Source organism: Dysosmobacter sp. HCP28S3_G4 (assembly GCF_052065175.1).
Lineage (GTDB): Bacteria > Bacillota > Clostridia > Oscillospirales > Oscillospiraceae > Oscillibacter.
In genome coordinates this window covers 56820-78256 of record NZ_JBQHUP010000001.1, presented here as the reverse complement: position 1 = coordinate 78256, position 21437 = coordinate 56820, and the positions used below count along the sequence as shown (strand labels likewise).

General features: G+C 60.6%; 23 protein-coding genes. 21 read left to right on the top strand and 2 right to left on the bottom strand.

Annotated elements, in window-relative coordinates:
• Window positions 1-52 precede the first annotated feature (52 nt).
• Window positions 53-1657 carry an ABC-F family ATP-binding cassette domain-containing protein gene (locus ACTNBU_RS00410; protein ID WP_441029568.1) on the top strand — a complete coding sequence of 535 codons (1605 nt, stop codon included), beginning with the start codon at window positions 53-55 and terminating at the stop codon, window positions 1655-1657.
• Between the two features lie 119 nt (window positions 1658-1776).
• On the opposite strand, the gene ACTNBU_RS00405 is transcribed toward ACTNBU_RS00410, so the two are convergent.
• A complete protein-coding gene (locus tag ACTNBU_RS00405) occupies window positions 1777-2340 on the bottom strand; it encodes an FUSC family protein (RefSeq protein WP_441029565.1) in 564 nt (187 codons plus the stop codon).
• 239 nt (window positions 2341-2579) lie between these two features.
• Here ACTNBU_RS00405 and ACTNBU_RS00400 point away from each other — a divergent pair, with 239 nt between their 5' ends.
• On the top strand, window positions 2580-3830 hold the full coding sequence (locus ACTNBU_RS00400) for a hypothetical protein (protein WP_441029562.1): 1251 nt from the start codon (window positions 2580-2582) through the stop codon (window positions 3828-3830).
• A gap of 48 nt (window positions 3831-3878) precedes the next feature.
• Here ACTNBU_RS00400 and asd read toward each other — a convergent pair whose 3' ends face one another.
• On the bottom strand, window positions 3879-4970 hold the full coding sequence (asd, locus tag ACTNBU_RS00395) for an aspartate-semialdehyde dehydrogenase (protein WP_441029559.1): 1092 nt from the start codon (window positions 4968-4970) through the stop codon (window positions 3879-3881).
• Between the two features lie 202 nt (window positions 4971-5172).
• On the opposite strand from asd, the gene ACTNBU_RS00390 reads away from it, so the two are divergent.
• The 19 genes from ACTNBU_RS00390 to ACTNBU_RS00300 all read left to right on the top strand — a co-directional run bounded on the left by ACTNBU_RS00390 (window position 5173) and on the right by ACTNBU_RS00300 (window position 21434).
• Window positions 5173-6861 (top strand): SpoIID/LytB domain-containing protein, encoded by a 1689-nt coding sequence (locus tag ACTNBU_RS00390; RefSeq protein WP_441029556.1) that lies wholly within the window; start codon window positions 5173-5175, stop codon window positions 6859-6861.
• Window positions 6862-6877: 16 nt separating this feature from the next.
• A complete protein-coding gene (queA, locus tag ACTNBU_RS00385; protein WP_441029553.1) occupies window positions 6878-7903 on the top strand; it encodes a tRNA preQ1(34) S-adenosylmethionine ribosyltransferase-isomerase QueA in 1026 nt (341 codons plus the stop codon).
• Window positions 7904-7955: 52 nt separating this feature from the next.
• Window positions 7956-9089, top strand: a complete 1134-nt coding sequence (gene tgt, locus ACTNBU_RS00380) for a tRNA guanosine(34) transglycosylase Tgt (RefSeq protein ID WP_441029551.1) — start codon at window positions 7956-7958, stop codon at window positions 9087-9089.
• A gap of 93 nt (window positions 9090-9182) precedes the next feature.
• On the top strand, window positions 9183-9551 hold the full coding sequence (gene yajC / locus ACTNBU_RS00375) for a preprotein translocase subunit YajC (RefSeq protein ID WP_441029549.1): 369 nt from the start codon (window positions 9183-9185) through the stop codon (window positions 9549-9551).
• Between the two features lie 156 nt (window positions 9552-9707).
• A complete protein-coding gene (locus ACTNBU_RS00370; protein WP_441029546.1) occupies window positions 9708-10121 on the top strand; it encodes a TIGR04086 family membrane protein in 414 nt (137 codons plus the stop codon).
• A gap of 368 nt (window positions 10122-10489) precedes the next feature.
• The gene (locus ACTNBU_RS00365; RefSeq protein WP_441029544.1) at window positions 10490-11134 is read left to right on the top strand and encodes a hypothetical protein; all 645 of its coding nucleotides are present in this window, start codon (window positions 10490-10492) and stop codon (window positions 11132-11134) included.
• 32 nt (window positions 11135-11166) lie between these two features.
• Complete coding sequence (gene xerD / locus ACTNBU_RS00360; protein WP_441029541.1) at window positions 11167-12051, top strand: site-specific tyrosine recombinase XerD; 885 nt, start codon at window positions 11167-11169, stop codon at window positions 12049-12051.
• Between the two features lie 150 nt (window positions 12052-12201).
• Entirely contained in the window at window positions 12202-12681 is a 480-nt protein-coding gene (locus ACTNBU_RS00355; RefSeq protein WP_441029538.1) for a sigma-70 family RNA polymerase sigma factor, read from the top strand.
• Entirely contained in the window at window positions 12678-14069 is a 1392-nt protein-coding gene (locus tag ACTNBU_RS00350; protein WP_441029535.1) for a DUF4179 domain-containing protein, read from the top strand. Before ACTNBU_RS00355 ends, ACTNBU_RS00350 begins: the two co-directional genes overlap by 4 nt.
• Before the next feature lie 273 nt (window positions 14070-14342).
• Window positions 14343-14852 (top strand): crossover junction endodeoxyribonuclease RuvC, encoded by a 510-nt coding sequence (ruvC, locus tag ACTNBU_RS00345; protein ID WP_441029532.1) that lies wholly within the window; start codon window positions 14343-14345, stop codon window positions 14850-14852.
• A gap of 90 nt (window positions 14853-14942) precedes the next feature.
• Window positions 14943-15548, top strand: a complete 606-nt coding sequence (gene ruvA, locus ACTNBU_RS00340; RefSeq protein ID WP_441029529.1) for a Holliday junction branch migration protein RuvA — start codon at window positions 14943-14945, stop codon at window positions 15546-15548.
• Between the two features lies 1 nt (window position 15549).
• The gene (locus ACTNBU_RS00335) at window positions 15550-15903 is read left to right on the top strand and encodes a DUF6054 family protein (RefSeq protein ID WP_441029526.1); all 354 of its coding nucleotides are present in this window, start codon (window positions 15550-15552) and stop codon (window positions 15901-15903) included.
• 45 nt (window positions 15904-15948) lie between these two features.
• Window positions 15949-17004, top strand: a complete 1056-nt coding sequence (ruvB, locus tag ACTNBU_RS00330; RefSeq protein WP_441029523.1) for a Holliday junction branch migration DNA helicase RuvB — start codon at window positions 15949-15951, stop codon at window positions 17002-17004.
• Window positions 17005-17058: 54 nt separating this feature from the next.
• Entirely contained in the window at window positions 17059-18414 is a 1356-nt protein-coding gene (gene glmM, locus ACTNBU_RS00325) for a phosphoglucosamine mutase (RefSeq protein WP_441029520.1), read from the top strand.
• A gap of 65 nt (window positions 18415-18479) precedes the next feature.
• On the top strand, window positions 18480-19121 hold the full coding sequence (locus ACTNBU_RS00320) for a sigma-70 family RNA polymerase sigma factor (RefSeq protein ID WP_441029517.1): 642 nt from the start codon (window positions 18480-18482) through the stop codon (window positions 19119-19121).
• Window positions 19122-19158: 37 nt separating this feature from the next.
• The gene (locus ACTNBU_RS00315; RefSeq protein ID WP_441029514.1) at window positions 19159-19440 is read left to right on the top strand and encodes a zinc-ribbon domain containing protein; all 282 of its coding nucleotides are present in this window, start codon (window positions 19159-19161) and stop codon (window positions 19438-19440) included.
• A 185-nt stretch (window positions 19441-19625) separates the two neighbouring features.
• The gene (locus ACTNBU_RS00310) at window positions 19626-19832 is read left to right on the top strand and encodes a DUF1858 domain-containing protein (protein WP_441029511.1); all 207 of its coding nucleotides are present in this window, start codon (window positions 19626-19628) and stop codon (window positions 19830-19832) included.
• 119 nt (window positions 19833-19951) lie between these two features.
• On the top strand, window positions 19952-20659 hold the full coding sequence (locus ACTNBU_RS00305; RefSeq protein ID WP_441029508.1) for a tRNA (adenine(22)-N(1))-methyltransferase: 708 nt from the start codon (window positions 19952-19954) through the stop codon (window positions 20657-20659).
• Window positions 20643-21434, top strand: coding sequence for a Nif3-like dinuclear metal center hexameric protein (locus tag ACTNBU_RS00300; protein WP_441029505.1), 792 nt, complete (start codon window positions 20643-20645; stop codon window positions 21432-21434). The genes ACTNBU_RS00305 and ACTNBU_RS00300 overlap by 17 nt, the downstream gene beginning before the upstream one ends.
• The last annotated feature ends 3 nt before the right edge of the window (window positions 21435-21437 follow it).

Genomic DNA, 21437 nt, shown 5'->3' with positions numbered 1-21437 from the left:
TGCCGCGCGTTGTCTACCAATTGAATCTATCACCCAATAGAAAGGAACTGCTATGATCACAGTCAGCGACGTCAGCGTCAACTTCACCGGCCAGTCCCTGTTCAAGCATGTGGACCTGAAATTCACCCCCGGCAACTGCTACGGCATCATCGGAGCCAACGGCGCGGGGAAGACCACCTTCCTCCGCATCCTCTCCGGCGACCTGGAGCCCTCCAGCGGCGAGGTCATCATCCCGGCCAACGAGCGGATGTCCGTCCTGAAGCAGGACCACTTCCAGTATGACCAGTACACGGTACTGGACACGGTCATTATGGGCAACCAGCACCTCTACGACGTCATGAAGGAGAAGGACGCCCTCTACGAAAAAGAGGACTTCAGCGATGAGGACGGCGTCCGGGCCTCCGAGCTGGAGGGAGAGTTCGCGGAGATGGGAGGCTGGGAGGCCGAGAGCGACGTCTCCCGGCTGATCCAGGGCCTGGGCCTCTCCAACGACATCCTGTACAGTGAGATGTCCTCCCTCACCGCCAAGGAGAAGGTGAAGGTGCTGCTGGCCCAGGCACTGTTCGGCAAGCCGGACATCATCCTGCTGGACGAGCCCACCAACCATCTGGACCTGGCGGCCATTGAGTGGCTGGAGGACTTTCTCATGTCCTACGAGGGCCTCATTATCGTGGTGAGCCATGACCGCTACTTCCTGAATACTGTCTGCACCAACATCGTGGACGTGGACTACGGCCAGATCAAGATGTACGTTGGCAACTACGACTTCTGGTATCAGTCCAGCCAGCTGATGCAGAAGATGATGCGGGACCAGAACCGGAAGAAGGAAGAGAAGATCAAGGAATTGCAGGAATTCGTCTCCCGGTTCTCCGCCAACAAGTCCAAGTCCAAGCAGGCCACCGCCCGCCGGAAGCTGCTGGACAAGCTGAGCATCGAGGAGATGCCTGCATCCTCCCGCCGGTATCCCTTCGTGGGCTTCAAGATGGACCGGGAGCCCGGCAAGGAGATCCTCACCGTGGAGGGCCTGTCCAAGACCCTGGACGGCGTGAAGGTGCTGGATAACGTCTCCTTCCGGGTGAGCAGGGGCGACAAGATCGCCTTTGTGGGTGAGAACGAGCTGGCCAAGACCACCCTGTTCAAGATCATCATGGGGGAGGAGGAGCCGGACGAGGGCACCTACAAGTGGGGCACCACCATCACCACCAGTTACTTCCCCCTGGATAACTCCGATTTCTTCAACGGCTGCGACCTGAATCTGCTGGACTGGCTAGCCCAGTACACGGCGGATACGGCGGAGGAGAGTACGGAGTCCTTTAAGCGGTCCTTCCTGGGCCGGATGCTGTTCTCCGGCGACGACGTGTACAAGCCGGTGAAGGTCCTGTCCGGCGGCGAGAAGGTGCGGTGCATGCTGTCCCGGATGATGCTGTACGGCTCCAACGTGCTGGTGCTGGACCAGCCCACCAACCACCTGGATCTGGAGTCCATCACCGCCGTCAACAACGGCCTCATCGACTTCAAGGGCGTGGTGCTGTTCGCGTCCCACGACCATGAGTTTGTCCAGACCGTGGCCAACCGCATCATCGAGTTCACGCCCAACGGCGTCATCGACAAGCCCTGCACCTACGACGAATATATCGAGTGGAAGAAGACCTGCTGAGACAGGCCGGAATGATCCGCACAGACGTGCGCCTGAACATGTTCAGGCGCACGTTTTTTGGAGTATGCAGCACTCGCTGCATAAAAAGAGACCCCGCCGGAGCGGAGTCCCTTGCCGGATCAGATATCATCCTTGATGCCGACGCGGAGATAAAAGCGGTGCATGAAACCGAAGGTGAAACCGCCGGGGAGCATCCCATTGATAAACAGGGCCGCCAGCACGCCGACGCCTGTGTCGAGAATGCGGTTCAGGGCGTAGGAGATATAGGTCTCCGTGGGGGTATTGAACAGGATGATGCACAGGATCACGCCGCCGGGCTGGACGCCGCCCACCCAGATATACTGACAGGCTACAATGAGAACCACTACACCGATAAAGGACAGCGGGATCAAAAGCCAGCGGTTGCTGCCGTCCGGGAACAGGAACATGTAGAATGCGAACAGGCCCATACCGATGAAGCCGCCCACCAGCGTGCCGAAAAATCGGTTACCGCCATGAAGCCTGCTGGTCCCGTAGTCGCTGCCCATGCCGAAAATGGCGCCGATGCAGGCGAAGGCCGGGCCACGGTCCAGAAAATAATAGACCAACGCGCAGAGCGTGACGGCGACGGCGGTCTTGATGTTCCGAAGCCCCACCGTGGGGAGGTGAAATCCTTTTGCGCGTTTGTCTGTGCGGGTCTCCATGCGGGCATTCTCCGTTTCTTTGGACAAGTATTGTTGCGATTTAAAGTGTATCATAAACAGCAGGAAATGGAAAGACCATTTGCCCATTTTGTGATATTTTCCCGCACCCTGCATAAAACCCCCGCCGAAGATGAGCCGGCGGCCCTGTCCGGATTGTAACTGGCTGTAACCGGACTGGCATTGACTTTCTCCAGAACCGCCCATAAACTGAAAGAAAAACGGTGCTGGGGGCGGTTTCATTGGAGAGAAAACAGATTCTGGGTGTGCTGCTGTTGCTGGCGTTTACGGCGGCGGTCATCGGGGCGGACGCCCTCTGGGGCACGAGAGACGCCTTGCAGGAAGGGGAGAACGGCTATGAGGAGCTGCTGTCAAACACGCCGGTGGCGGAGCTGGAGGGGGAGTCTGTCTCCCCGGACGGCCGGTTTGAGGCCCGGACGGTGGGGAAGACGGACAACTATGTCAGCGGCGTGGTGCCGCCCGAGAGTATTCAATTCGTAAATCGGGAAACCGGAGAGGTGCTGTGGGAGGAGCAAGGCTGGGTCACCCAGTCGGTCCTGTGGTCGCCGGACAGCCGGTATTTGGCGCTGACATACGGCGCCCGTACCTGGCAGGCGGTAAAATTCATCGAGACAGACACCTGGACATCCTGGGACTTCACCTTGCCGGACGGCTCACCCATCCCGGAGTACACCTTTCTGCCCGCGGATCAGCCCTGGGGGACCTGGATCGGGAAGGACGTTCCGGAGGAGGACTATGACCTGCTGCTGACGGTAGGCCGGGGCGGCGACGAAGGTGAACAACATACTTACCGCTGCTCTCTCCTGATGGACGGCGGTCAGCTGGCTGGCAATACCTTAGAACAAACCACGGAGGTGCTGTCCGAAGCATACGACTTCGACCACGACGGGGAGCCGGAAGTCACGGAGCTTGTGACGCTGTGGGCACCGGACGGTGACGGCGAACAGGTCTCCTGGTATGAGCTGCACGTCCGGAAGGCGGACGGAACGCCGCTGTGGTCGGACTGGGCGGCGCCCCAGCATGTGGGCTGGAATTCCATCTTTGCCTGCACGCTGGACGGGGAAGACAATCTGCTCCGGTATCATCCCACCATGTATCAGGGCTGCTGCGGGTACAATTATCAGTTGTTCTCTCTGGACGGCAGCGGCGGGGAATCTGTGCTTCAGCAAAACGGCGTAGCGTTCGACATCAACTGGGGCAGTCCTCTGGGCCATGACTTCGACCCGGCGGCCATCGCGTCGTTTATGGAGGACATTAACGGGCTTTTGTCCCACAGCCGCCTGCTGCTCACCACCGACGACGCGCTGGAAGGCATCGACCCGGCGCATCCCCGGGACGATCTCTGGTGGCTGACAGGGAACGACGTCTGTCTTTCGGCGGACGAGACCGGCTATGCGTATGACGAAACATGCTCTCTGGAGGAAAATCTCCAGCGGTTTGACGCGGTGATGACTGAACTTGCCAGGCAATAAAACAGCAGGCCCGCCCTTTTGGGGCGGGCCTGCGTCATATGTCCGAAATTACTTCTTGGTGATGTAGCCCTTTTTGCACAGCAGCTCGGCCAGCAGGACAGCGCCGCCGGCGGCCCCGCGGAGGGTGTTGTGGCTCAGGCAGACGAACTTATAGTCGTACTGGGTGTCGGGCCGCAGACGGCCGATGGACACGGCCATGCCGTGCTCCAGATTCCGGTCCAGACGGGTCTGGGGACGGTCGGCCTCCTCAAAATAGTGGAGGAACTGCTTGGGAGCGGAGGGCAGTTCCAGCTCCTGGGCGGGACCGCGGAAGTTGGCCCAGTCCTCGCGGATCTGCTCGATGGAGGGCTTCTGACCCTCGGCGAACTTCATGAACACGGCGGCCATGTGGCCGTCCTGACAGGCCACGCGGAAGCACTGCGCGGTGATGGAGGGACCCTCGGCCTTGACGATCTTGTCGCCGTCGATATGGCCCCACAGCTTCAGAGGCTCCTGCTCACTCTTCTCCTCCTCGCCGCCGATGTAGGGGATGCAGTTGTCCACCATCTCGGGCCAACGCTCGAAGGTCTTGCCCGCGCCGGAGATGGCCTGATAGGTGCATACCAGCGCCTGCTCCAGACCATACTTCCGCAGGGGATGCAGGGCGGGCACATAGCTCTGGAGAGAGCAGTTGGACTTCACGGCAATGAAGCCCCGCTTGGTGCCCAGACGCTTGCGCTGCGCGTCGATGATGGCGATGTGGTCGGCGTTGATCTCGGGCACTACCATGGGCACATCGTCGGTCCAGCGGTTGGCGGAGTTATTGGAGACCACCGGGCACTCCAGCTTGGCGTACTTCTCCTCCAGGGCGCGGATCTCGTCTTTCTTCATGTTGACGGCGCAGAACACAAAGTCCACCATAGAGGCCAGCTTCTCAGCGTCCGCCTCAGCGTCCAGCACCACCAGCTTCTTGGCCTCCTCGGGCATGGGAACATCCAGCGCCCAGCGGCCGGCCAGAGCCTCCTCGTAGGGCTTGCCGGCGCTGCGGCCGCTGGCCGCGATGGCGGTGAGCTGGAACCAGGGGTGATTCTCCATCAGGGTGACGAACCGCTGGCCCACCATACCCGTGCCGCCGATGATACCGACCTTGAACTTTTCCATGATTTCTTCCTCCTGTTATTGCGGATTTCAGAGGCGGCTTTTGGCGATTGAGGTTGCAAAAGGCCGCTTCCATGTACTATAATAGAACCGCCGAATTTTCTCCGTTGGTGGGAAAGAAGCATCTGTTTCTCCACCACGGACATTTGTATGTATACTAACACATTTCTGGTATTTCGTCAAGAAAGACGATTTGGGAGGCTGCATGAAAAAGTACCTGGTAACGATGCTGTTTGTTGTGACATTTTTCCTCTGCGGCGCCGCCGGTGCCTCCGCGGCGGAGAAGGACACCATCAAGGTGGGCCTGAAATACGGTTCCGGCGCGCTGTATTCGGCCAATCTGCTGAACGAGGAAGGCGAGGGCTACGAGTTCGGCTGGTTCGACAGCGACCGGGAGTTTCAGTATCTGGGCAGCACCCGGGAGACCGCCATCTCCATGACGGCGGCGGGGAACATCGCCGTCGGAAGCGACGGCGCCTATTCCGCGGGCACCTCCGGCAGCAAAGGCGTCATCGGAAAGTATCACGTCCAGCTGGACGATGTCTTTGACGATTACGAGGAGGCGGAGGACACGGCGTCGGAGTACGACGGCGGCTATCCCGCCTACATCGCCGGAAACTTCGTGGTGCGGATCGGCTGCTGGACGTCTGAGGACGACGCGGAGGACGCGCTGGATGAACTGGACGTCTCCGGCGAAGTGGTGTCCGGCAGCTCCACCGGCGTGGTGGTCACCGTCACCAAAACCACGGAGGTGCTGTTTGAGTTTGACTGCCAGGGCGCAGAGAGCCTGGGCGTCCTGCCCGACGGGCGGATGGACGCCGTCACCTGGTTCAAGGGCTACAAGTACAACGGCGGCTTCCAGTACGACCGGGTCACCGGCGGAAACATCAACGTCATCAACGTGGTGGATCTGGAGGACTACGTGAAGGGCGTCCTGCCCCACGAGATGGGCGGCAGCTGGCCGGAGGAGGCGCTGAAGGCCCAGGCGGTGTGTGCCCGGACCTTCGCCTGCCGGAACACGAAGCACTTGTCCCTCTACGGCTTTGACGTCTGCAACACCACGGACTGTCAGGTCTACAATGGCCGCTCCGGCGCCGCCGACGCCACAGACCGTGCCGTGGAGGCCACGGCGGGGGAGTGCCTGTATGCCGATGGCCAGCTCATCGAGGCGCTGTATTTCTCCTCCGACGGCGGCGCCACGGAGGACTCTGAAAACGTGTTCGGCGGCGTCACCACCTATCTGGTGGGCAAGGAAGACCCCTACGAGTCCACCATCTCCATTCCGGACTACTCTTACACCGTGACGTTCACGCCGTCGGAGTTGACCGCCATTCTCCGGAACAGCGGCTATTCCATCGGCACCATTGCGGACGCCTATGTATCGGAGTTCACCCAGATGGGCAACGTCGGCAAGGTGACGTTTGTGGACACCTCCGGCAAGACACTGACGGTAAAAGGGGAGAAGGCCCGCTACGCCTTCTGCAGCACCTCCTATAACAAAAACGTCCGCAGCATGCGCTTTACCATCAACGGACAGGACGGCGGCGCTGTCACCCCCGGCGGCAGCACCGGAAACGCCTCCGGCTATACGATCAATGGAAGCGGCACGCTGCTGAGCTCGCTGGAGGGCGTCAGCGTTATCTCCGGCGGCGGAACGGTCAATTCTTACAGCGGCGGCACGCCCTATGTCGTCACCTCCGGCGGCACCAGGGCGCTGCCTCTCACTGGCAGCAGCGTTCAGAACGCATCCAAGAGCGATACCATCGTCGTCACAGGCACCGGCAACGGCCACAACGTGGGTATGAGCCAGTACGGCGCCAATGCCATGGCCAAGCAGGGCTATGATTACGAGGGCATTCTGCATTTCTATTACACAGACGTCACCATCCGGTGACGGGAACAGGAAGACTATGAAAACAAGCGATTTCTACTACGACTTACCAAAGGAACTCATCGCCCAGACCCCTATTGAAAAGCGGGACGGCTCCCGCCTCATGACCCTGGACCGGGCCACCGGCGCGGTGGAGCATCACCATTTCTATGAGCTGCCGGACTTTCTGAACCCCGGCGACTGCCTGATCCTGAACGACTCCCGGGTGCTGCCAGCCCGGCTTCTGGGCCAGCGGCTGCTGGGCGGCGGCGCCTGCGAGGTGCTGCTTCTCATCGACCGGGGGGAGAAGACCTGGGAGTGCCTGGTGCGGCCCGGACGGAAAATGCGCACCGGCGCCAGGCTGTCCTTTGGAAACGGCGAGCTCACCGCTGAAGTGACGGCAGAGCTGGAGGGCGGCAACCGACTGGTACGGTTCGACTACGACGGCATTTTCCTGGAGGTACTGGAGCATCTGGGCAAGATGCCTCTGCCGCCCTATATCAAGGAGGAATTACAGGATCAGGAGCGGTATCAGACTGTGTACTCCAAGGTCCTTGGCAGCGCCGCCGCCCCCACCGCGGGCCTCCATTTCACGAAGGAACTGCTGGAGAAGATCGCGGCCAAGGGCGTGGGCGTCGGCTACGTCACCCTGCATGTGGGCCTGGGCACGTTCCGTCCCGTGAAGGAGGACGACATCGAGAGCCATGAGATGCACAGTGAGTTCTGCACCATCCCTCAGGAGACGGCGGACCTCATCAACCGGACGAAGGCCCACGGCGGCCGGTGCATCTGCGTGGGCACCACCTCCTGCCGGACGCTGGAGAGCTGGGCGGCGGAGGACGGCCACATGGAGGCCAAAGCCGGGTGGACGAACATCTATATCTATCCCGGCTACAAATTCAAGGTCATGGATGCGCTGGTGACCAACTTCCATCTGCCGGAGAGCACCCTCATCATGCTGGTGTCCGCCTTCGCCGGACGGGAGCATGTTCTGGCGGCGTACAACGAAGCCGTGAAGGAGAAGTACCGGTTCTTCAGCTTCGGGGACGCCATGTTCCTCCATTGACCGCGGGCTATCCCAGAATATCAATATACGTTATACGTTTTAGGAGAAATTCATGTTTAAAGTGCTCAAGACCCAGGGCCGCGCGCGGCGCGGCGAGTTTTCCTGTGCCCACGGCGGCGTGGTCCAGACGCCGGTGTTCATGAACGTGGGCACCCAGGGGGCCATCAAGGGCGGCGTCTCTGCCCACGATCTGAAAGAGGTGGGCTGCCAGATCGAACTCAGCAACACCTATCACCTTCACCTGCGGCCCGGTGACAAGATCGTCCGCCAGCTGGGAGGACTTCACAAATTCATGGATTGGGACGGCCCCATCCTGACGGACTCCGGCGGATTCCAGGTGTTCTCCCTGGCCAGCCTGCGGAAGATCAAGGAGGAGGGCGTCCATTTCGCCTCCCACATCGACGGCCACAAGATCTTCATGGGTCCGGAGGAGTCCATGCAGATCCAGTCCAACCTGGGCAGCGACATCGCCATGGCCTTTGACGAGTGCGTGGAGAATCCCGCCACCCACGAGTACGCCAAGGCCAGCTGCGAGCGGACCCTGCGATGGCTGGAGCGGTGCAAGGCGGAGCACGACCGGCTCAACAGCCTGCCGGACACCATCAATCCCGGCCAGCTGCTGTTCGGCATCAACCAGGGAGCCACCTTCCCGGACCTGCGGGTGTGGCACATGCAGCAGATCGCCAAGATCGACTGCGACGGCTACGCCATCGGCGGACTGGCGGTGGGGGAGCCCACCCAGGTGATGTACGACATCATCGACGCGGTGGAGCCCCATATGCCCAAGGACAAGCCCCGCTATCTCATGGGTGTGGGGACGCCCAGCAACATCATCGAGGCGGTAAGCCGGGGCGTGGATTTCTTCGACTGCGTCATGCCCTCCCGCAATGGCCGCCACGGCAAGCTGTTTACCTGGGAGGGGACTGTCAACATTCTCAACGAGAAGTATGCCACCGACGACCGGCCCATCAGCGAGAGCTGCCATTGCCCTGTATGCCGCAGCTTCTCCCGGGCGTATCTGCGCCACCTGTTCAAGGCGGACGAGGTGCTGGCCCTGCGCTTCGCGGTGCTGCACAATCTGTACTTTTATAATGAACTGGCGGCCCGCATCCGCCAGACCCTGGATGACGGCACCTTCGACGACTTCCGGGCCCGGTACAGCGGACGGCTGGAGGAGCGGGTCTGACAGGCACGCCATCTCCAAAGAAAGGTCTTGCAAAACCTGCTGTATTTGATATAATATTTCCATTCTGATTTTTACAAAGGAGTTTTTTGCACTATGGAATCTATCGTAATGCTCGTTCTGCTGCTGGTCCTGTTCTACTTCATGCTCATCCGTCCGGAGAACAAGCGGAAGAAGGCAGCTGAGGAGCTGCGGAACAGCCTGAAGAAGGGCGACAAGGTCACCACCATCGGCGGCATTGTGGGCACCATCGTCCAGGTCAACGACGCAACTATCATCATTGAGACCAGTGAGGACCGCGTCCGCATGGAGCTGACCAAGTGGGCTGTCTCCACCACTGGCATCCAGGCTACCGATCAGCCGGAGGCCAAGAAGAAGGAAAAGAAGGAGATCTCTGACGCGGTCCCCGAGGAGCCCGCCGCTCCTGCTCCCGTCGAGAAGACCGAGGAGCCCTCTGAGAAGTAAGGCGTCCTGATTTTCTGAAAACTCCATCATAAGAAGGGCCTCCCTTGTCATATGCTCCAACAGGGCATACGGCAGGGGAGGCCCTTTTTGCACAGATCCGCTTTACCGGACATTTCATGATATGTGCCGCGCACAGCGGCGGAATGGGGGATCACTATGTCAAAACAGAAGGAATCGGCTGCGGCATTTCTGAAGGGGACGGGAATGACCCTGCTCCTGTACATTCTGCTGCAAATGCTGCTGGCGTTGTTGGCGGTAAAAGGGGCGCTGCCGGAAAAACGGCTTTTCCCGGCCCAGGCGGTCACTGCCGTGCTGGCGATGCTTCCTGGGGGACTGTATGCCGCGCGGCGGTCCGGCCTGGGAGCGTTGCCGTCGGCGATGCTCACTGCGCTGAGCTTTGCCGTTCTGCTGTCCCTTGCGGGACTGCTGGTCTACGACGGCGTCGCACAGACCGGACAGACGGTGGTCCTGCTGCTGGCCGTAGCCGCAGGCGGGCTTCTGGCAGGCCTGCTGGGAGGCGGCGGGAAGAAGAAACGGAAAAAACGTCCCGCGGTCCGGCGGCGGAGCTGACGCCGCCGTCAGCCCCATTGACAAAACGCACAATCCTGACAAATTCATCACAAACTCTCTTCCGCACTGCCGGCGGTCCGGCGGAAGAGGGGAGGGGGGACGGTTTTCGAAGATATGGTGCGGCAGTTGACACAGCGGCACCATATCTGGGCCTCTTTTTGGGCGAATTCCGCCCCTCCCATCACTATTTTACGAAGTTAACATAATATAGTTAACATAATATTTAGCATAATTTACAAAAAGAAAAAATCTCCCGGGAATTCCTTGCGAAAACCAGGTTTTTGGAATATGATGAATGCATCAGGATTTACGTCAACCGCCTCATAATCAGCGATGAAAGCGCATAGGCTTTCCCGAGGTGAGGCGGAGTGACGGTACGAACAGAGCAGAGACAGGCCGTGCAGCGGCAGGAACGGAGCTTTCTTCTGGGACTGGTGCTGCTGGCCCTGTTCTTTTCGGCGGGGATCGTTCTGGGACAGGTCCTGTCAGAGCGGGTCCCGGCAGGCACAGGTGAGGAGTTGGAGCGGTATCTGACCGGCTATTTCTCCCTGAGCCGCGACCGGAGCCCGGATCGGAAGGTCCTGTTGTCCACACTGCTGATTTACTTCCGGTATCCGGTGCTGGCGTTTCTGTTGGGCTTTGCGTCAGCAGGGGTGGTGCTGCTGCCGGTCGTGACCGTGGCGTATGGTTTTTTCCTGTCCTTCTCCGTCTGCTGCTTCACGGCGTCCTTTGGCGGCGGAGGAGTGCTGCTGGCGCTGGCCGTGTTCGGTCTGCGGTGCTTCGTGACGCTGCCGTGCTATTTCGCACTGGCGGTGCCGTCCGTGCAGAACGCCGCGGCGCTGGCAACCCTGTCCTTCGGACGCAGCGGCAGAAGAACACAGCCGGTCCGGTACGGCAGCGAGTGGTGGCTCCGTTCGGGGATCGCCGCAGGCATCCTGTTGGCCGGAGTCCTGCTGGATCTGTTTCTGAGTCCAGCGCTACTGGAACTGGTACTGGAGCATATTTTGACCTGAATGAAAATCATCAAGAGGGAGGAGGCGTGCTGATGACGGATCATATTGTGGCTTACGAGGCATATCTGTCCGGAGAGAAGCATGCCTCCGCCAATACGGTGAGTTCCTATTTGCGGGACGTCCATCAGTTTGCGGATTATCTGCACGCCCAGGAGGACTGCACACCGGAGGACGCCGCGCCCGACATGGTGAAGAGCTGTATGGCCTGGATGCAGGCGCGGGGGAAGTCCACCGCCTCCATTACCCGGTTTCTGGCCTCCCTCAAGTCTTTCTACAATTATCTGATGTCTGAAGGTGTGGTGAAGACGAATCCCACCAAGGGTATCTCCGCCGCCAAGGCGGAGCGGAAATACCCGGAGATCCTTACCTCCAAAGAGGTGGAGCTGTTTCTGGAGCAGCCCCAGTGCGTGGACGCCAAGGGCTGCCGGGACCACGCCATGCTGGAGCTGCTGTACGCCACCGGCATTCGGGTCAGCGAGCTGATCTCCCTGGACCTGGACGACCTGAATCTGTCCGCAGGCTTCATCCGCTGCCGAAGCAAAGGTCGGGAGCGGATCATCCCCATGTACCGCACCGCCGTCAAGGCGCTGCAGGACTATGTCCGGAACGTCCGGCCACAGATCATCGCCGACACCGAGGAACCGGCTCTGTTCGTCAATATGAACGGCGAGCGGATGAGCCGTCAGGGATTCTGGAAGATCATCAAATTCTATCAGGAGAAGGCGGGCATCCAGAAGGACATCACGCCCCACACGCTGCGCCACTCCTTTGCCGTCCATCTGCTGGAGAACGGTGCGGACCTGCACTCCATCCAGGAGATGCTGGGCCACGCGGACATCTCCTCCACCCAGATCTACACCCACGTCATCAAGAACCAGTTGAAGGACGTTTATCAGAAGGCCCATCCCAGGGCGTGACAGCGCATTACATATGCCGGATGGCGGAGCCACCGCGTTTGCGGCGGCTCCGTTTTTGCATGTCCGGCGCTATGAAAAAAATTTTTCCCGTCCGCAATCAAAATCCGCTTCCAGAGACTCTAATCATCAGAAAGAGAGAGGAGGGACGCCATGGACCGCCAGGAATTCGTCCGCCGGACAGACGCCGTCAAAGTCCGCCTGTACCGCACGGCGTATCTGTACCTGGGCAGCGAGGCCGACGCCCTGGAGGCGGTGGATGAGACGGTGTATCAGGCCCTGCGCCACCTGAAGCAGCTCCGTCAGCCGGAGTTCTTCGACACCTGGATCACCCGCATCCTCATCAACCAGTGCCACCGGGAGCTGCGTCGCCGGAAACGGTTCGCCCCGGAAGGGGAGGAAGCCCTGCCGGACACCGCCGGTCCCGATGATTATGACGCCCTGCCGTTGAAGGAGGCCATCCGCCGCCTGCCGGAGGAGCTGCGTCAGGTGGTGGTGCTGCGGTACTTCGGCGGATACACCCTGTCAGAGACCGCCGCGGCGCTGGATATTCCCCAGGGGACGGCGTCCACCCGACAGCGCCGGGCGCTGCAGCTGCTGCGATTGGAATTGGGAGAGGAGGCGAAGCCATGAACCGCAATCCGGAATACGAAGCCCTGCTGGCGGAGCTGGAAAACACCCCGGAAGAACTGAAAACCGTTGTTCAAAAAACACTGTCAAGGGATTATCATTCACAGAAGAAACGGCGGATCTTCGGCATTCCCGCCGTCAGTCTGGCGGCCTGCTTTGCCGGATTCGTCCTGCTGGTGAACCTGTTCCCGCCCTTTGCCCGGGCCTGCGGCTCCGTGCCGGTGCTGCGGGAACTGGCGAAGGCCGTGGCCTGGTCGCCGTCCCTCAGCGCCGCCGTGGAAAATGACTACGTTCAGCCCGTGGGACAGTCCCAGACGGTGAACGGCATCACCGCCACGATCCAGTACATTATCGTGGACCGGAAGCAGGTGAACATCTTCTTCACCCTGGAGGGGGACTACGACAACCTCTCCGCCGAGATGCCGGAATTCACCCCGGATCAGCACTGCTCCATCATGGGCGCCGACTACCGCCAGCCTCCCGGAAGCCTGCTGCAATTCACCCTGGACTACATGGACGGCGACGTCCCGGAGGGCTTCACCATGACCTTCGGCGCGACGACCTATACCGAGGACATGACCCACACAGAGGAACCCACGGAGTACTCCATGCTGGACGAACCTCAGCCGGAGGAGCCGGACATCCTGGCGCAGTTCACCTTCGATATGACCTTTGACCCGGACTACACCGCCAAAGGAGAGCTGATCCCGGTGAACCGGACCTTTCCGCTGGACGGCCAGACCGTCACGGTGACGGAGGCGGAGGTCTATCCCACCCATGTGCGAATGAACGTGACCGGGGACCCGGACAACACAGCCTGGCTGAAGAGCCTGGACTTCTGTCTGGAGAACGAGCGGGGCGAGACATTTGCATCCATCACCAACGGCATCAGCGCTACTGGTGACCCGGAGGGCAGTCCCGCCATGCTGTCCTACTGGCTGAACAGCCCCTACTTCAGCAGCAGCGAACATCTGACGCTCCGCATCACCGGCGCCAAATGGCTGGACAAAGACCGGGAGCGGGTGCGCATCGACCTGGAAAACGGAACGGCGGACTGGCTGCCGGAGGGCGTGGAGCTGTACAGCGCGGAGCGCCGTGACAACGGCTGGCTTGTCCAGTTCAGCGTTCTGGAAAAGGAGGGCCACCATTTTTCGCCCTTCGGCATGACCTATTATGACGCGGAGGGAAACCAACACGAGGGCAACGGCATCTCCATGACCACCGGCTCGCCCTACATCGAAGGTCCCATCACAGAGCCGTTGGAGGAATCGGAGGGCCGGCTCTACGTGGTGCTGCCCCTCAGCGGATACGACGGCGGCGAGGTGTGGCTGTGCCCCAACTACAGCCATGTCACCACCGAGACGATCCCTGTGGCCGTTCCCATCAAATGATTCGTGCAGAATGACGCTCATCAATTTCTGTATGTGCCGGTAAAATGGTGCCGGAAATGCCCTTCAGCGCCTTCCAGATCAACATAGTGATCCCCCTGCCGTGATGGACGGTCAGACAATTCTCTGTGTCAACAAGCCGGAGAGAATGCGCCGTGCGCATTCTCTCCGGCTTTTCTGCGGGTTTCAGCAGAGAATTTCGACGTGTTTTCCCTGTTGCGCTCCGCCTTCAAATTTGCTATACTGACATAGAATGTAACCTGGAAGGGGAGGCCCATGCGCATTTTAGGCATTGATCCCGGCGTGGCCACCATCGGCTTCGGTCTGGTGGAGGCGGAGAGGGCACAAGTCCATATGCTGACCTACGGGGCCATCACCACCCCGGCGGGGCTGCCTCTCTCCAAGCGGCTGTACCAGATCGCCACGGACATGGAGGACCTCATCGGCCAGACGAAGCCGGACGCCATCGCCATTGAGGAGCTGTTCTTCAACAACAATATCACCACCGGCATCGCCGTGGCCCACGGCCGGGGCGTCATCCTGTACGCCGCCGAGAAATGCGGCATCCCGCTCCATGAGTACACGCCGTCGCAGGTGAAGATGGCGGTGGTGGGCTACGGCAAGGCGGAGAAGCGCCAGGTGATGGACATGACCCGCCGTCTGCTGAAGCTGAAGTCGGTGCCCCGTCCGGACGACGCCGCCGACGCGCTGGCCCTGGCCATCTGCCACGCCAGAAGCGCCACATCCCGTCTGCCCCAGGTCACGGATGTGAAGGAAACTATTTAACGAATCAGAAATCAAAAATGAGGAATCAGAAATTTTCTGTAACCACATCAACGCCTGATTTCTCGGTTGGAGACACGCTGGAGGATACATATGTTCTACTATCTGGACGGCACGGTTGCCGAGATTCTTCCGTATCTGGCCGTCATCGACTGCGGCGGCGTGGGCTACGCCTGCAAGACTACCAACAACACCCTGAGCCGTCTGAAAAAGGGCCAGAAGGGGAAGCTCTACACCTATCTCAACGTGGGCGATGGCATCTTCGAGTTGTACGGCTTCGCCACCCAGAACGAGCTGAACAGCTTCAAGCTGCTCATCAGCGTCTCCGGCGTGGGGCCCAAGGCGGCGCTGGCCATTCTGTCCTCCACAACGCCGGAATCCCTGGCCATGGCCATCGTGACGGAGGACGCCAAGACCCTGACGGCGGCGCCGGGCATCGGCAAGAAGATCGCCCAGCGCATCATCCTGGAGCTGAAGGATAAGATGAGCAAGGAGACCGCCGCCGGTCTGGACTTCTCCGGCGGTCAGGGCATTCCGGCGGCAACCGTGTTCACCAGCAAGGCCGCCGAGGCCGCACAGGCGCTGGCGGTGCTGGGCTATTCCAGTCAGGAGGCCGCTCAGGCCATGAAGGGCGTGGACGTGGAAGGACTGCCTCTGGAGGAGATCATCCGTCAGAGTCTGAAAAAGATGGTGAAGTGACATGGCAAAATTCGAGTGCACCATCACGGGAGACTTCGATGCCGTATTGCAGCGCCTGCACAACGGCATCCTCAGCGGCAGCGCCTCCGCCACCTATGAGGACGGCAGCGACTACGCCGCCGGGGACGTCCGCTGCGCCGTCCGGGTTTACGAGCGGTACAGCTTTGCCGGCGGCAACCGGGTGAGTCTGAACCTGACGCTGGCGGGCAGGGGAGAGGAGCTGTTCCTCTCCGCCATCACCTCCGGCGGCAGTCAGGCCGTGTTTTTCAAGGTCAACACCTGGGGTGAGGAGATGTTTCTGGAAAGTGTCCGGGATATCCTGGAGTCCTTCGGGAGCCGGGACTGCCGGTTTTAAAGCTCTCCCGGCGCAGGGGATATGGAAACCTAAGGAAGTGACATTTTGAGCATCGACTTCGGAAACGACATTTACGAGGAGCCCATCGTGGCCAAGACCTTCCTGCAGGAGGACGCCCAGGAGGGCTCCCTGCGGCCCAAGACGCTGCGGGAGTACATTGGCCAGGAGAAGGCCAAGAACAATCTGGCCATTTTCATCGAGGCCGCCCGGAAGCGGACGGAGCCGCTGGACCATGTGCTGCTCCACGGCCCTCCGGGCCTGGGCAAGACCACCCTGGCGGGCATCATCGCCCAGGAAATGGGCGTCAACATCCGCATCACCTCCGGCCCGGCCATTGAGAAGCCCGGCGATCTGGCGGCGCTGCTGACGAACCTCAACGAGAACGACATCCTGTTCGTGGACGAGATCCACCGGCTGAACCGGTCCGTGGAGGAGATCCTGTACCCTGCCATGGAGGACTATGCCCTGGACATCATCGTGGGCAAGGGCCCCAGCGCCAACTCCATCCGTCTGGACTTGCCCAAGTTCACCCTCATCGGCGCCACCACCCGGGCGGGACAGCTGTCCGCGCCCCTGCGGGACCGGTTCGGCGTGACCCTGCGGCTGGAGCTGTACACGCCGGAGGAGTTGGCGAAGATCGTCACCCGCTCCGCCGGCATCCTGAACGTGGACATCGTGCCAGAGGGCGCCTATGAGATTGCCCGGCGCAGCCGGGGCACGCCCCGTATCGCCAACCGGATGCTGCGTCGCGTCCGGGACTTCGCCCAGGTGAAGGCCGACGGTGTCATCACGAAGGCGGTGGCGGACGAGGCCCTGTGCGCCCTGGAGATCGACCATCTGGGTCTGGACCCGGTGGACCGGCGGATGCTGGGGGCCATCATCGAGAACTACAACGGCGGCCCCGTGGGCCTGGAGACCCTGGCCGCCACCATCGGCGAGGAGTCCGTCACGCTGGAGGACGTCTACGAGCCGTATCTGATGCAGCTGGGCTTCCTGACCAGGACGCCCCGGGGCCGGTGCGTGACCCAGAAGGCGTACCAGCACCTCCATCTGTCCCTGCCCGGCGGCTTCGCCCCGGAGGGAGAGCAGCTGTCACTGTAACGCAGCGCTATCATGCGCTTTGGCATGAACATGAATAGAAGGGAAATTGAATCTATGGGTAAATTATTTGGGACCGACGGCATCCGCGGCGTCGTGGGCGAAAATCTGACGGCGGAGCAGGCGTTCCGCGTGGGCCAGGCAGTGGCCACAGTGCTGGCAGAGGAGACGGGCCGCCGGCCTGTCATCATGATCGGCAAGGACACCCGCATCTCCTCCGATATGCTGGAGTCCGCCCTGATGGCGGGCATCTGCTCCGTGGGCGGCGACGTGAAGCCCCTGGGTACCATCCCCACGCCTGCGGTGGCGTATCTGACCCGGCAGGAGAAGGCGGACGCGGGCATCGTCATTTCCGCCAGCCACAATCCCTATGAGCATAACGGCATCAAGGTCTTCAGCGGCCAGGGCTACAAGCTCTCCGACGAGGTGGAGGGCCGCATTGAAGAGAAGATCCTCTCCCCAGAGCCCATGAAGCTCCGCACCCGGGAGGAGATCGGGCGGCGGCACCACGGCATGCGCCAGCTGAAGCAGGACTACATCAACTTCGCCGCCTCCACGGCGGACAGCGACCTGGCTGGCCTGCGGATTCTGGCGGACTGCGCCAACGGCGCGGCCAGCGCCACGGCGCCGGAGCTGTTCGGCCGGTTCAAGGCCCACACGGACTTCATCCACAAGGACCCGGACGGCGTGAACATCAACAGCCGCTGCGGCTCCACCCATCTGGAGAGTCTGGCGGACGCGGTGGTGAAGGGCGGCTACGACATCGGCGTGGCCTTTGACGGCGACGCCGACCGCTGCCTGCTGGTGGATGAGCAGGGAAACACCATCGACGGCGACAAGGTCATGGCCGTCTGCGCTCTGGACATGAAGCGCCGGGGCAAGCTCAACGGCAACACCATCGTGGCCACAGTCATGAGCAATCTGGGCCTCCACGAATTCTGCCGGAACCACGGCATTGAGCTGGTCTGCACCAGCGTGGGCGACCGGAACGTGCTGGAGGAGATGCTGCGCCACGACTACCGAATCGGCGGCGAGCAGTCCGGCCACACCATCTTCACGGAGCTGGAAACCACCGGTGACGGCGAAGTGACCGCCCTGCAGTTCCTGCAGGTCCTGGCCCGGTCCGGAAAGAAGGCCAGCGAGCTGGTCTCTGTCTGCGCGGTCTATCCCCAGGTGCTGGTCAATGTAGAAGTGCCCCACGACCGGGGCGTGAAGGAGAGCATCATGGCGTCTCCGGCGCTGAAGGAAGCGATTGACAGGGAGGAGAGCGCCCTTCACGGCGAGGGCCGCGTTCTGGTCCGCGCCTCCGGAACCGAGTCCCTGATCCGGGTCATGGTGGAGGCAAAGACCACGGAAATCGCCGAAAAAACAGCAGAGCGTCTGGCGGATTTTATAAAATCACTAAAAATCTGACGGTTCCCCTGAATATTTTTGATATTTTGCTTGACAATTCCGATAAAAGACAGGTATAATAACATATGCGAAATCGTGGTGAGACCCAATTTGATCGCCTGCGTCTGCTCTCAGATGAGGAGCTCTGCCGTCTGGTCAGTCAGGAAGACCGTCTGGCCGAAGAGCTTCTGGTCACGAGGTACAGCCGTCTGGTCCGTACCTGCGCCCGTCCGTATTTTCTCATCGGCGGGGACAGCGAAGATCTGACCCAGGAGGGGATGATTGGGCTTATGAACGCGGTCCGGGAATACGACGCCTCCAAAGCCGCCTCCTTCCGGACATTCGCGGAAACCTGCATTCGCAACCGGCTATATTCAGCCCTCCGCTCTGCGGCGGGTGATAAGCACCTTCCCCTGAATCAGTCAGTTCCTCTGGATACGCCCTTCTTTGATAGTAATTCCTACACCTCTGGAACCGGTAATCTGGCAGAGCGGAACCCTGAAGATTTTCTCATCGACAGGGAACACGCCCAAAGTCTCTTGACTGGTGTCCGGAAACAGTTGTCCGAATTTGAAGCGAAGATTTTGGGGTACTATTTAGACGGCCTTTCTTGTCGGGAGATTGCCGAGACAGTCGGCAGACCCCCAAAATCCGTGGACAACGCTGTGCAGCGGATCCGTCGTAAAATGGCACAGCAGTTACTTTCCGGCGATTTCAGCAAGCGCTGAACGCATATATTTTTTCTGTCGAAGAGAGGGTAAAATCATGTTCGAAGACAAGACCTTAGTTTGCAAAGAGTGCGGCAAGGAGTTCGTGTTTACCGCTGGTGAGCAGGAGTTCTACGCTGAGCGCGGCTTCCAGAACGAGCCCCAGCGCTGCAAGGCCTGCCGTGACGCCCGCAAGGCCGCTGCCCGTGGTCCCCGGGAGTACTTCACCGCTGTCTGCGCTGCCTGCGGCGGCGAGGCTCGGGTTCCCTTTGAGCCCAAGAGCGATCGTCCCGTCTACTGTAGCGAGTGCTTCGCCAAGATGCGCGAGCAGCAGAGATAACAAGCCATCAAAAAGAAAGGACGCCTCCGGGTGTCCTTTCTTTTTATCCGATTCCGCACTTCGTGCGCCCAATCTTTTGCAGAAACCTGCGGATTTCTATTGAATTCTGAAAAGAAGTGGGGTATAATATCTGCGTTCATTTTCAGAAGAAATGACGGAATTATTATAATTTGGAGGAATCCCTCATGATCGAGATCAAGAAGGACACCATCATCGGTGATATTCTGGACGTGGCTCCTCAGACCGCGCCTATTTTCCTGTCCATCGGCATGCACTGCCTGGGCTGCCCCTCTTCCCGCGGCGAGACCGTGGAGGAGGCCTGCATGGTCCACGGCATCGACGTGGACAAGCTGCTGGCCCTGGTGAACGAGGAAGCCAACAAGGTGCAGTAAATCCATCTCACACAGGACGCATACAGGCAGATGCCTGTATGCGCTCTTGTCGTGTAAAAAACACCCGCAGAACACAGAAATTTCGGCTTTGTCTGCGCACTGGCAGACGAGGAGGGACTATGGCAAGACAACTGGAACTCTCTCCCCGGCTGCGTCTGCTGGCGGATTGGGTGCCCCAGGGCGCAAAGCTCGCTGACGTTGGCACGGATCACGGCTATCTGCCCGTGTGGCTGCGGCTCCATGGCCGCGTGGTCCATGCCATTGCCAGCGACCTGCGCCCCGGCCCGCTGGACCGTGCCCGGGAGACGGGCCGCGTCTATGGCGCGGAGGGCATCGACTACCGGCTGTGCGACGGTCTCTCCGCCATCACGCCGGAGGAGTGCGACACGGTGGCCATCGCTGGGATGGGAGGGGAGAACATCGCCTCCATTCTGACCGCCGCTCCTTGGACGGCAGACGGCCGCCACATGTTGCTGCTCCAGCCCATGACCCATGCGGAAACGCTACGGCGATTCCTGATGGAGCATCACTACGCCATCGTCCGGGAGGCCCTGGTCCTGGACCGTGGGACGCTGTATCCGGTGATGGAGGTCCGGGCAGGGGAGATGGACCTGTCTCTTGGCCAGCTTCTGGGCGGCGTCCGGCTGCTGGAGGACCCGCTGGGAGACCGGTATCTGATTGAGAAGATCGTCCGTCTGCTGAGCGCTGTGGCGGGGATGAACCGCTCAACGGATCCGGCCGGCAGGGAAAAAGCGGACCGTCTCCGGGCGGAGATCACCGCGCTGATGGAAATGAGAGAGGAGTGGCGGCATGCCAACTGTCCGTGAAATCGAACAGTCACTGTTTGATTTTGCCCCGAAAGAACTGGCCATGGACTGGGACAATGTGGGCCTTTTGGTGGGAGATCCCGACCGGGAGGTCTCCCGGGTCCTGGTGGCCCTCGACATCACGGAGGATGTGGCGGCGGAGGCACTGGAAAAGCACTGCCAGCTGATCGTGGCTCATCATCCGGTGATGAACTGCAAATGGCTGCCGGTGCAGACCCTCCGAGAGGATACGCCCCAGGGCCGTCTGCTGCGCCGTATGGTGCGGGAGGACCTGGCGGGAATTTGCATGCATACCAATCTGGATGCCGCCATGGGCGGTGTCAACGATGCCCTGGCAGAGGCACTGGGGGTGGTCGATCCTGGGCCATTGACGCCCGATAGCATCGGACGGACGGGCACCCTGTCCTGCGGCCCCGTTCCACTCGGCAAATTTGTAAAGCGCGTCTCCGCAGCCTTGAGCTGCAACGGCCTGCGGTATGCCGACGCCGGAAAGCCCGTCCACCGGGTGGCGGTAGGCGGCGGCGCCTGCGGGGAGTACATGGATCTGGCCATCGCCGCCGGCTGCGACACCTTTGTCACGGCGGATCTGAGCTATCACCAGTTCCTGGACGCGAAACCCAAAGGCATCAACGTCATCGACGCCGGGCACTTCCCCACGGAAGATGTGGTGTGCCCTGTCATCCTGTCGGAGCTGCGGAAACTGTTTCCGGCGCTGTATCTCGAAAAATCGGCCTCCCATCGGGAAGTCATTCAGTACTATGTAGAAGGAGAGTAATCA